The 12209-nt window shown below is 49.7% G+C and carries 12 protein-coding genes; all 12 read left to right on the top strand.

Annotated features, from left to right (window positions below; all coding sequences use genetic code 11):
• Positions 1-2: 2 nt before the first annotated feature.
• On the top strand, positions 3-1034 hold the full coding sequence (locus MCM46_02875; protein MCG3110747.1) for a FemAB family PEP-CTERM system-associated protein: 1032 nt from the start codon (positions 3-5) through the stop codon (positions 1032-1034).
• The gene (locus MCM46_02870; GenBank protein ID MCG3110746.1) at positions 1031-2257 is read left to right on the top strand and encodes a DegT/DnrJ/EryC1/StrS family aminotransferase; all 1227 of its coding nucleotides are present in this window, start codon (positions 1031-1033) and stop codon (positions 2255-2257) included. Before MCM46_02875 ends, MCM46_02870 begins: the two co-directional genes overlap by 4 nt.
• Before the next feature lie 114 nt (positions 2258-2371).
• On the top strand, positions 2372-3466 hold the full coding sequence (locus MCM46_02865; GenBank protein ID MCG3110745.1) for a glycosyltransferase family 2 protein: 1095 nt from the start codon (positions 2372-2374) through the stop codon (positions 3464-3466).
• Positions 3463-4179, top strand: coding sequence for a hypothetical protein (locus MCM46_02860; GenBank protein MCG3110744.1), 717 nt, complete (start codon positions 3463-3465; stop codon positions 4177-4179). Before MCM46_02865 ends, MCM46_02860 begins: the two co-directional genes overlap by 4 nt.
• A gap of 167 nt (positions 4180-4346) precedes the next feature.
• Positions 4347-4985, top strand: coding sequence for a hypothetical protein (locus MCM46_02855; GenBank protein MCG3110743.1), 639 nt, complete (start codon positions 4347-4349; stop codon positions 4983-4985).
• Between the two features lie 3 nt (positions 4986-4988).
• Positions 4989-5867: a polysaccharide deacetylase family protein gene (locus tag MCM46_02850; GenBank protein MCG3110742.1), complete on the top strand. Its 879-nt coding sequence runs from the start codon at positions 4989-4991 to the stop codon at positions 5865-5867.
• A gap of 39 nt (positions 5868-5906) precedes the next feature.
• The gene (locus MCM46_02845) at positions 5907-6941 is read left to right on the top strand and encodes a methyltransferase domain-containing protein (GenBank protein MCG3110741.1); all 1035 of its coding nucleotides are present in this window, start codon (positions 5907-5909) and stop codon (positions 6939-6941) included.
• Between the two features lie 103 nt (positions 6942-7044).
• Complete coding sequence (locus MCM46_02840) at positions 7045-7797, top strand: acyltransferase (GenBank protein MCG3110740.1); 753 nt, start codon at positions 7045-7047, stop codon at positions 7795-7797.
• A 33-nt stretch (positions 7798-7830) separates the two neighbouring features.
• Positions 7831-9147: an O-antigen ligase family protein gene (locus MCM46_02835; protein MCG3110739.1), complete on the top strand. Its 1317-nt coding sequence runs from the start codon at positions 7831-7833 to the stop codon at positions 9145-9147.
• On the top strand, positions 9140-10222 hold the full coding sequence (locus MCM46_02830) for an OpgC domain-containing protein (GenBank protein ID MCG3110738.1): 1083 nt from the start codon (positions 9140-9142) through the stop codon (positions 10220-10222). The genes MCM46_02835 and MCM46_02830 overlap by 8 nt, the downstream gene beginning before the upstream one ends.
• An 87-nt stretch (positions 10223-10309) precedes the next feature.
• A complete protein-coding gene (locus MCM46_02825; GenBank protein ID MCG3110737.1) occupies positions 10310-11254 on the top strand; it encodes a glycosyltransferase family 2 protein in 945 nt (314 codons plus the stop codon).
• Complete coding sequence (locus tag MCM46_02820; GenBank protein ID MCG3110736.1) at positions 11251-12207, top strand: flippase-like domain-containing protein; 957 nt, start codon at positions 11251-11253, stop codon at positions 12205-12207. Before MCM46_02825 ends, MCM46_02820 begins: the two co-directional genes overlap by 4 nt.
• Positions 12208-12209: the final 2 nt, after the last annotated feature.

Genomic DNA, 12209 nt, shown 5'->3' with positions numbered 1-12209 from the left:
CGATGAAGATCGGCTTATACCAACCGAAAGATCGGCTTCGATGGGAGGAGTATGTCAAAAGCGCTCCCGCATCGACCCTTTATCATCATATCGGTTGGAAGGAGATCGTTGAGAAGAGTTTCGGCCAGAAAACATATTATTGGTATGCGGAAGACCGGCTCGGCCATATCCGGGGGGTTTTCCCCGCCGTTCACCTCAAGAGCTTTCTCTTCGGGAATTTTATGGTCTCCCTTCCGTATTTCAATTACGGCGGTATCTGCGCCGAGGAGGATTCGGTGACGGCCGCCTTTTTGGAAGAAGCGGCCCGATGCGCCGAGAAAGAGGGAATGTCCCATATCGAGTTGAGGCAGGAAGCCCCTTTGAATATCGGTCTCCCTTACAAAACCGCAAAGGTGTCGATGCGGCTGAGCCTTCCCGCGAACAGCGATGCGCTCTTTAAGACGTTTGATGCCAAGCTTAGAAGCCAGGTGCGAAGACCGACGAAAGATGGAATGATTTCGAAGATCGGAAAGCGCGACGAGCTCGACAGCTTCTATGCCGTCTTCTCCGAAAATATGCGCGACCTCGGAACCCCCGTTTATCCGAAAGCATTTTTCAAAAATATCCTGGAGACGTTTCCGGAAACGAGTTGGATCTGCACGGTTTACCAAGGGTCGCTTCCGGTCGCTTCCGGGTTTTTGATCGGGTTCAGAGAAATGATTGAAATCCCCTGGGCCTCTTCATTGAAAGCGTATAGCCGATCGAGTCCGAACATGCTTCTTTACTGGGCCGCGCTGGGGTTCGCTTGCGAGAGAGGATATCGGCTTTTTGATTTCGGCCGTTCGACGCCGGGGGAAGGGACTTACAAATTTAAAGAACAGTGGGGGGCCAAAGCGGTTCCGTTGTATTGGCACTACTGGATGAAAAATGAGGGGGCGCTTCCGGAATTGAACCCCAAAAATCCGAAGTATGCGGCGGCGATCCAGCTCTGGAAAAAGCTTCCGGTCGGCTTAACGAAACTGATCGGCCCTTCGATCGTGAGGAATCTTCCATGAAGATACAGCGGACGATCCCTCCGGCGGCGGCCCCGCTCGATTGGCGAGACCTTGGACGAGGGGTGACCGGTCTGTTTTCCAATCGTGTTTCGGCTCGGCGGGTTGAAGCCGAGATGAAGGCCTATTTCGGCGTGAAGCATCTCTTCCTCGTTTCATCCGGAAAAGCCGCGCTGACGTTGATCTTGCTCGCGCTGAAGTCGCTCTCTCCGAAGAGAGAGGTGGTGATTCCGGCGTATACTTGTTTCTCCGTTCCTTCGGCCGTCGTGAAAGCCGGACTCGATGTGGCGCTGTGTGATCTCGATGCGTCGACATTCGATTTTGATTACAGACTTCTGGAAGCGGCGGTGAATGAAAAGACCCTCTGTGTAATTCCGAGCCACCTTTTCGGTATTCCATCGGAGATGGACCGGGTCAATGCGATTTGCAGGGAGAAGGGCGTTTATGTCGTCGAAGATGCCGCCCAGGCGATGGGGGGGACCTACAAAGGGGGAAAACTCGGCACACTCGGAGATGTCGGCTTTTTCAGTCTCGGTCGCGGCAAGAACATCACCTGCGGTTCGGGCGGGATTATTGTCACAAATTCAGATTCAATCGCCGAGGCGATCCGCCGGCACGATCATGGCCTTGAAGCCCCGCGGATGGGTGAAACGCTCGGCGAGCTTCTACAGCTGATGTTGATGGCCCTTTTTATTCGGCCGGTCTTTTACTGGTTTCCGGCCGGGCTTCCTTTTCTTAAACTGGGGGAGACTTTTTTCCACCGGGACTTTCCGGTGAAGCGGTTGTCGGGGGCGAAAGCCGGCCTCCTACGAAATTGGCGGGAGCGTCTGGAACGATCCAATCAAAAGAGAGCGGAAACGGCGGCCTATTTCAGAGAACATTTGCAATTGAAGACATCGAAGAAAGAGGATATTCCCTATCTCCGTTTGCCGATCCTGATGAATCGCCGTGAAGAGCGCGACCGGCTTTATGCCCTCTCGCGAAAGCAGGGTTACGGCCTCAGCCTGATGTATCCGGCGCCGATCAATGAAATCGAAGAGATCAAGGACGATTTCAAGGGGAGCGACTTTCCCGTCGCGAAAAAGATGGCGGAGACCCTTTTCGCATTGCCGACCCATCCGTATCTTTCGGAGCGGGACAAGAGAGAGATTTGTGCGCTTCTTGCCAAGGCGTCCCCCTCGCAAGATCTCGGATGGGCTGCGGATTGTTCGATCGGAAATCGTTAGATCACTTGGATTGATGGTTCTATGATACTCATTCAATTTTTATTCTGGTTTTGTCTGTTCATCGTTTTTTATTCGTACGCGGGGTATCCCCTTTTCCTTTGGTTGATTTCTCTCGTGAAATCGGCTAAACATGGGATTCAGTCGGGGAATATGGCTCCGAAGGTTTCGCTCTTCATCTCCGTGTATAACGAAGAAGCGGTCATCGAAGAGAAGCTCTTAAACTCGCTCGCGTTGGACTATCCGAAAGACCGCTTGGAAGTGGTCGTGATCTCGGACGGCTCCGCCGATCGGACCGATGAGATCGTCGCCCGATATGCCCAACAAGGGGTTCTGCTTCGGTCGTATGAGGGACGGATCGGAAAGACCGCCTGCTTAAACAATGCGGCGCCGCTGGCAAAGGGGGAGATCATTGTTTTCTCCGATGCGAATTCGAAATACGATCGAGAGGCGATCAAAAGGTTGGTGTCGCATTTCTCCGATTCTCACATCGGTTTTGTCACCGGGGGGACGAAGTACATCTCGGAAGACGGCGGGAAGATGCTCGACTCGATCGGGATCTACTCGAAGATCGAAAAAGCGACCAAGCGCCTGGAGAGCCGAACCGGCTCCTGCGTCGGCGCGGACGGCGCCATTTTCGCCATTCGAAAAAGCCTGTATCAGCCGCTTCAGAGTGTCGACATCAATGATTTTGTGATTCCTCTGAATATCATCCGAAAAGGATTTAGAGGCATCTTGGATGAAAACGCCTTCTGCATCGAAAAAATTGCGAAGGGGACCAAAGGGGAATTCAACCGCCAGGTCAGAATCACCAACCGGACCATTCGGGCGGTGGTGAATCAAAGAGACCTGCTGAATCCATTTCAATACGGTTTCTTTGCATTCGAACTTGCATCGCATAAACTCTGTAAGCTGCTCGTTCCCTTCTTTTTGTTGAGCGCGTTTATTTTAAACCTCTTCCTTCTGAGACAGGGAACGCTTTATATCGCCGCCTTATTTGTTCAGTTGTCCCTTTATGGTCTGAGTGCTCTGGGACATTGGGGATGGCTGAAAGATTTCTCCCGACTGATCTCCATGGCCCATACTTTTGTGGTGGTGAACGCCGCCATTTTAACGGGCTGGATCAAATATATGAAGGGAGACACCTATACCACCTGGACCACCGCGCGCGAGGGTCTGGGAAACAACAAACCATCGATGGGGGTAAAATGAAAATATTCATCTGTGCCTTTGCCGTTTTGTCTTTTCTGTTTATAGGGGAGGGTGCGGTCGGCCGGGCGGAAACGCCGGAAACAAAACATATCGTTCTTGTCGGCGCTTCGATCGGGTACGCATGGGACTTCGGGGCGTTGCCGAATCGGATCGACGCGAAGGGATACACCTTCGAGTTCGTCGGCGAGTATGTCTTCGACAAAAGCAAGGCGTTGAACGAAATCCTGACGAGGAATCCCAAGCCGTATGCCGTTATTTTAAAGGAATGCTCCACCTATTTTCCCGGCAAGTTTGAGGAACAGAAGGAGCTGATGCAGACGTGGACGGAGGCGCTTCAAAAAAATGGAATTATCCCTATTCTGGCGACGGTCGTTCCGGTCACCTCTCCTCGGTTCTTCACCCTGCAGTACGTCAAGAATTTGATAAAGTATCTTCCGATCGGAAAGATTCCGATCGAAAGGAGACAAAGTTATGTCGCGGAGTTTAACGACTGGGTCAGAAAATATGCCGATGAGAAAGGTCTCGCCGTTCTCGATTTGGAAGGGACTCTGCGGAGGAGCGATGCCGATCGCAGATTAAAACCCGAGCTGACCAGCGGCGACGGGATGCATTTAAATCAGGACGCCTATTCGCTGTTGGATAAGATCGTGGTCCCCACGGTGGTAAAAAGCGCGGCGATGCATCAAGATCAAACAAAAATCGCCTTACAGTAATTACCGGTTGAACACGCACGCGCGTCGCATTCCCCGCCCCCTTGGGGCGAGGGTTAGACGCGCGAATACAAATAGATTTTTCTCCTTTCGGGTCGAAGATTCCCCGCTGCTTGCGGCGGGGAGCTTCAATTAAGGAAAATAATCATCCGTTTTGGGGAGTATTGAGGATGGGAATAGACCTGAACTATGCGATAGGCTCTGAGGCGAAACATGTCATTCTTGTCGGGGCTTCGGTGGGGCACGCCTGGAATATCGCGGAGCTGCCGAAGCGGATCGGCGTCACCGGCTACACGTTCGAGTTCATCGGTGAATACGAGTTCGACAAAAGCGAAGCGGTCGGTCAGATCGTGAAAAGAACCTCGGATAAACCGTTCGCGGTATTCCTGAAAGAGTGCGCCGCCTATTTCCCGGGTGATTTCGAAAAACAGAAGCGGCTGATGCAGGGGTGGATCGAGGAGTTGTCAAAGAATAACATCGTCCCCATCCCGACGACGGTGGTGCCGGTGACCTCCCCCGATTTTTTGAGCGTCCCTTATTTCAAGGATGTTTTGAAAAAGGTGCTTCCGTTGGGCAAAGTCGATCTCGAAAAACGGCTCCGCTTTATTGTCGAATACAATGACTGGATTAAAAAATATTCGAAGGAGAAAGGCCTTTCTCTTCTCGATTTGGAAGCGGCTTTGAGGAGAAGTGATTCGGACCGGAGGTTACGGGCCGATTTGACCAACGGAGACGGTCTTCATTTAAACCCGAAAGCGTATGCTTTGCTGGACCCGATCGTGGTGCCGGTATTGTCGGGAGCCAAATAAACCATGAACATCAAAAGACAGGTTCTCTTCGGCGGCTATCGATTGGCAAAAACGGTCGGATTCTTGCGCCTCAGAAACCAGGCGCTCAATTACGCGAATATCCTCTGCTTCCACCGTGTGAATAACAATGAGCCGCATCCGGATCCACTCACGGTCCGGGTGGACGTGTTCGACCGATTGATGCAGATTGTCCGGCGGGAATACAATCCGATTTCATTGCAGACCCTCATCGAGAGAGTGAAAAAGGGGGAACCGTTTGAGCCGAACACCGTTGCGATCACCTTCGACGATGGATACAAAGATAATTTTCTCAACGCGGCGCCGATCCTCAAGAAGTATGCTCTTCCCGCCACCTTCTTTGTCACCAGCGGATACATTGATACGGAGCGCGTTTTTCCCTGGGATGAAGAATCCCCCGTGAAGCACCCGCTGATGACCTGGGATGAGGTGAGAGAACTTGCGTGGATGGGGTTCGAGATCGGCGGACACACCGTCAATCACGTCGATCTCGGGACGGCTTCGATCGAGACGGCCCGGGAAGAGGTCGTCGGCTGCAAAGAGAAAATTGAGAAGGAAATCGGCCAAAGGATTAATGCGTTTGCCTTTCCCTTCGGAAGGGCCGATGCCATTCGCGACGACGTATTGGACATCGTGCGCGCGGCCGGTTTTGATTGCTGTTGTTCGGACTACGGAGGCAAGGTCACGACCGGAAGCGATCGATACAATCTGGAGCGGGTCTCCATGTATCCGACGATTACGGAGATGCTCATGGAACTCGACAATTTCATGACCTACTACAAGGGTGCAATGAAAATCAATTTCCTTACCTCGAAGACAGCGCTCCCGCAGGTGCCGGCCGGCATGATGCCGAGGGAGCCGTAGCGGTAAATACAAAGACCGTTCATTTGCAGGGAGGTTTCCATGATGATTCTCGTGGTCGCTTTATTCAGTCCGTTGTTTTTGTTGTTTCCCGAAATGCTGGAAAAAGATTCGGAGTACGGCCGTCGCGTTCGGAATTTTATTCTTTTCGCGGCGGTCATCAAAGGGTTTCCCGTCCGATTGATCGATACGGTCCGATGTACTAAGGACGGAGGGCGTCTTCGTTTGGATAGGTCGGAAGAGGGGGTGGATTCCATCGCCGAGGGAAAGCTCCATTGTGAGAAGTGCGGCGTCGTTTATAAAATCCAGGATGGAATTCTGGAGATGCTTGAAGACGCTGCGCCATTGGATGAGCGCAATCAGTTTGAAATGGCGACCCGGGATGTTGAAGCCCATAAACGGGTTGAATCAAATGAGATTACGGCCCTCTCTGAAATCGATCGGATGGAGCTTCCAACGACACTGGGGCAGCTGGGAAAGACAGACGGTAGATCTCTGCTGGAAATCGGTTGCGGAACCGGAAGATACACGAGACCGTTGGCCGAGCGCTGCAATTCTCTTTTGGCCGTCGATTTTTCAAAAGAGTCACTGCTCGCAAATGCAAGGTCTTTGCCCGAAGACCGGAACGTGGGGTTTGTTCGGGCGGATGCCGGCAACTTGAAATTAAAGGAGGAAAGTTTCGACCTGGCTTTCTCGACGGCCTATTCCAATCTTCCTTCTGCCCAGATTCGCTCTCGAGCGAACGAATCGGTTTCCCGGGCGCTGAAACTAAATGGAAAATACGTCGTCAGCACGCATCATCATGACATTCGAGAAATCCTAAGAGGGGTCAGCACGGCGGAAGAATACGAAAATGGAATCTTTTTCCAAAGATTTACAAGGGGTTCTCTGAGACGGGAGTTGGAGAAATATTTTTCAGCAATAGAGATGAAAACAGTCATCATTTGGGTCCCTTACATCAGCCGGTTTAAACCAGGCAGGGTATTTTTCTCAAGGCTTGCGGAAAAAGTCCCAATCTTGAATCAATTAGGCGGGCTTCTCCTGGCGACTGCCGTGAAGGATAAATCGTCGTCTTGAAATACGATTCATCTTTTTGGCACTCCCTATCGGCCCTGCCCGTTTATCGGAAGATCGAAATCCAACACGAGAAAAAACAACGTCCAAGTTAGGAATGTAAGAAATGTTGAGTCAAGTGATCTTAAAAATTAAGCGGAAAGAAAATTCCTTTTATTCTTTCTTGTATGATCTTGGAAAGTTTGTTCTTTCCTTTAATGTTCCATCGATTAAACCGATACACCTTCCGTTGTATCATCTGGACCATCTTGTAAAAGAGGGATTGAGATGGTTCATCAGCGTTTTTTGGGCGGTCCCTCTTTTTAGAGCGAGGTGCGAAAAAGTCGGCAGGAACCTGCGCCTGCCGAATGGAATACCATACATCGTGGGAGGCCATTTAAAAATCTTCCTGGGCGATAATGTCAGCATTGGCAGGTCCACTATTGGGGCGAGCAAGGTTTTTGATGAGCCGGTTCTGAAAATTGGAAATAATAGTTCGCTGGGTTATGGAACGACGATCAGTGTGGCGAAAGAAGTGATCATCGGCGACAATTGTATGATTGCCCCAGGTTGCATCATTATGGACAGTGATGATCATCCCATCGATCCTCAAAAAAGGCTTTTAGGGATGCCGGTTGAAAAAGAAGAAGTCCGTCCCGTCAAGATCGGAAATAATGTCTGGATCGGCGCGCATTGCATTATTTTAAAAGGGGTCACCATCGGCGATAATTCGATTATTTCGGCACACGCGGTGATCACAAGAGACGTAATGGAAAACTCGATTTATGCCGGTAATCCGGCGAGACCGGTTTCACGAGATATCGGGAAACTTTCTGATCAGCCCACGATTCATCGCGAAATTGAAAGTCCGAAATCATAAGCGGCTCTTGCATGTCTGCCTCTCGGAGATGTTGTGAAAGAAGCATTTAGCCTTATATACATTATTTGGTTCCTACGCCTTTTTAAGCCAGAATGGATCATCGCTTATTATGTGCCGGGTACCGGAGTCATAAGAGGGCTGCCGACACTATTCTTATATCTTCTGCTCCTTTATGTGATTTTTGTTCGTGGACAAAAATTAAAAATTGATACGGGGGTTTTTGTCTTTTTCCTGTCGATTGCGGTCTCAACGGTATTTGCGATGAATACCGGCCGAGCCCGTGACGCCTTTTTCGGCATGCTGGACACCCTGATCTTCTTTGCTTTAAATGCCGTTTTGATTAAAAAAGATGAAGAAATCGAGCGGATTTTTAATTTCTATATGGCTGCAATGGTTTTTTATTTCTTTGCTGGAATCATCCACATGAGGGAAGGGGTGGGGAACGGGGCGGTGGTCCCTTTCCATGTTGCTCTCAGTGATGAAGATGCATTCGGGCCTTTCATGGATCTTGGCGTTGTGATGGGATTGCTTCTCTCGGTAAAGGATGGAAAGGTCAGGTACGGCTATCTTATCGTCGGATTGCTCTGCACCCTGGGATTAATCGCTTCGGATGCAAGAGGCGCTTTTTTGAGTCTTTGCGCGGGGATCCTCTTCATCTGGTACCGGTCGAAAAGGAAAATGTTGCTGATGGGAATTGGTAGCGTTTTTGCTGCATTTGTCCTAATCTCAACGAGTCTCTTTTTTGAAGGGGGCGAATACTGGAAGGAGATTGCATCGGTCCGTGAATCCGTGGTGGACGAAGCATCTGAGGGAAGGCATTTTTTAATGAAGAAAGCGTTCCAAATCTTCTTTGACAGTCCTGGAAATACCCTTGTCGGGGTGGGTCCTTTTAATTACGGTATCGCGCTGGTCACCGTGACGACCGATCAGGAGGCAGGAGAAAGAGGTGTTCAACTCGGTCATCTGTACGGAAGGGATACCCACAATGTCTATCTTCAAATCCTTGCCGAGCAGGGTTCATTGGGGGTCATCACTTTCGCAATGATGATCGGCATCTTCTGGAGAAAGAACAACGCCATCCAGAAAGTGTACCAACGCTCTCTTAAACATCCGCATCGGCAGCATGAAAAGGAAGAAAAGTTGATTTCTCGGAACAGAAAATACAATTACTTTGCCCTCGCCCTGCAGGCGGCGATGGTGACTTTTCTGTTAAACGGTATTTTTTATAATATCGTGTATTACCATTGGGTCTGGGATCTTTTAATTCTGAATTATCTGGCTTATGAAAGTAGTCGAAGGACTCTCCCGTCGGAGAGTCCGGTTCCGATTAGAGAGCGGGTATATGCCTAAGAGCCGGAACGACATGCTCGATTTTATGAGAGGCCTCTCGATCTTCGATATGATCCTGGTGCATTACAGCGACTTTTTGAATCTGCTGCCCGACATCAACCTGAGCAGGGTCATCCGGTATTCCGATTTTGCCATCGAAGGGTTTACGCTCATCGCCGGTTTTGCCGTAGGTCAGCACTACTTCGGTCAATTTAAGCAAGACAAAGCAGGAGTCATAAGAAGGCTTATCGAAAGAGTCATTGAGATTTTAAAAGTGTACTACCTCTTTGTATTGACGATCAGTATTCCTCTTGCGTTTCTCGTTGGATCACGGATAACGAAGGCGGACTCCGTTTGGGTGTTTGTGACCAAATCACTTCTTTTTCTAAATCAAGTCCAACTGCTTCATATCCTTCCGACATTTATCCCTCTGTTCCTCCTGGCAATTCCTATTTTGTATCTCCTCCAAAAAGGGCAAGACACGGTCGTGATGGCCGTCAGCATTGGGTTGTTTGCGGTCGGAAACCTCTATCCCCATCCCTTCCCCTTTGGAGAAAAGGCCATTTTCCCTGTCATTTTATGGCAAATCTATTTTGTCATTGGAATCCTGCTCGGTAAGCGGACCCAATCCGGGTCTGGTACACTATATAGCGGAAAGATCAAGGTCCATCTATCAGTGGCCGTTTCTCTTTTTTTGCTGATGGCCCTTGTTTATTTTGGTCATCACTGGTTCCCTGTTTGGGAAGACCTAAGGATGGAGTATGGTTTGATCGTCCGAAAGTTCCCGTTAAATTATCTCGGGCTCTTATACCACGGCTCAATCTTATACCTCGTCTGGTCTGTCGCGTTCCTTTCCTGGAAGTACATAAAAGATACAAGGGTGGGCGGGGTGCTCTTGTCTTTTGGAAGGCACAGTTTGTCTGTATTTGTGATTCATGCCTACTTTGCCATGGCCTTAACCTTTCTGGTCCCTAACTTTTTCTTGGTGCCGCAGCTCTTCATCCTGATGAATTTCGCCGTCACGATGCTGATTATAAAGTATAAGGAATCCAAAAGGGTCGGGGCAAACTATACGTTGGAGAGACTGAGCGTTTAATAATGAATGCTCTTGAAGGCGAAGGTAAGCGGTTTAGGGATTAATCTCGTACAGATTGATTCTTGTCGGGTTTAGGAGGTTTTTTGCATGAAAGAAAAAGTGTCGATCGTTATTCCTATTTACAATGAAGAAGAGAGCATTCCCCATCTTTATACGGCGATCAAAGATGTGATGGAGAAATTGGACAGGGAGTACGAGATCATTTTAGTCGATGACGGGAGCAGGGATAAATCGTTTTCGATCTTGTCGGAGATACAAGCGAAGGACAAAACGGTGGTGGTGATCGGATTCAGAAAAAACTTCGGACAGACCGCCGCCGTGGCGGCCGGGTTTAATTATGCGGAAGGGGACGTCATCATTACGATGGATGCCGATCTCCAAAACGATCCGACCGACATTCCGAAACTGCTTGAAGCAAGCAAAGACTATGATGTCGTCAGCGGGTGGAGAAAGAACAGGCAGGACAAATTTCTCAGTCGAAAATTACCCTCCAAGATCGCCAACTGGATCATATCGAAGGTGACGGGGGTCTACCTGCACGATTACGGCTGCACATTAAAATTGTATCGAAAAGAGATTGTAAAGAATGTCAGGCTTTATGGAGAGATGCACCGGTTTATTCCGGCCATGGCCAACTGGGTCGGCGCCTCGATCACCGAAGTGGAAACAAAACACCATGCCAGGCGGTTCGGGAAGAGCAAATACGGCATATCGAGGACGATCCGGGTGATCTTGGACCTTATTACGATCAAGTTTCTCCAGGGGTTTTCCACCCGGCCGATACAGGCGTTCGGCCCCGCCGGATTGTTATCCGGAGCCCTCGGTTTTTTGATGGCCCTTTATTTGACGTATGAGAAACTTGTGGTCGGTAAAGACATCGGCGGAAGGCCGCTCCTTCTTCTCTCGATCCTGTTAATTATTCTGGGGGGGCAGCTGATCGGCATGGGGCTGTTGGGAGAAATGCTGGCGAGAACGTATCACGAATCACAGAGCAAACCGATCTTTATCGTAAAGAAAATACTCGGAAGATGAAGAAGAGCAGCTCCATAACGGCTTTGAAATCGATCATCAGCCTGGTGATTCTTTATGCCCTCTTTTCGAAGATAGACATCAGTTCGCTCTGGGAAAAAATGCGTTCGGTCAATCCGGGCATCGTTTTGCTTGGGGCCTGCATTTTTATCGGAGTGCAGTGCGTCTCGACTTACCGGTGGTCGATTATCTTGGAAAAAGATGTCGATATCCCTTATCGAAACCTTCTCTCCATCTATTTTATCGGAATGTTTTTCAATAACTTTCTTCCGACGATGATCGGCGGGGACGCGGTGAAGGGGTATTATCTCTACAAGGTGACCGGAAAGGGGGGGGCTTCCTTGGCCTCCATCTTTATGGATCGGTATTCCGGCTTTACGGCGCTGATATTTATCGTCCTGGCCGGGCTTGTTGCCGGCTATCCGCTGATTAAGGACACGGGGCTTCCGATCGTTTTGGGAGTTTTTGTGGCGGGATATTTCCTCCTCAGCCTTGTCCTCTGGGTCGACGCGATGCACGGCTGGATGCTGAATCTATTAAAAAGGACGCGATTACATCGTGTCGCGGAAAAGATAGATAATTTTTACAATGTTCTGATGAGCTATAAAAAATTCCACAAAATGCTGGTAAAGATCTTTCTCTATTCCATGGTCGTTCAGATCGGCGTGATCATCGGGTATTATGTGATTGCCAGAGGGCTTCAAATCGATATTCCTCTCGGTTACTTTTTTATATTCATCCCTCTCACCACCACCGCTTCGATGTTCCCCCTTTCCTTATCCGGCTTGGGTGTCCGGGAGGGGGCCTTCGTGCTGCTGTTTACGATGATCGGGGCGACACAAGAGGAGGCGCTGAGCCTCTCCCTCTTGTGGTTTGCAATCGTCGTTTCGGTCAGCATTCTCGGAGGCGTCGAATATATCAAAGCGGGCGGAAGAAAGGAGCTGCGGACCTCTTGAAA

Source organism: Candidatus Manganitrophus morganii (assembly GCA_021651055.1).
GTDB lineage: Bacteria > Nitrospirota > Nitrospiria > SBBL01 > Manganitrophaceae > Manganitrophus > Manganitrophus morganii.
Note: the sequence above shows the minus strand (reverse complement) of the source record. Positions and strands in the feature narration are given on the sequence as shown.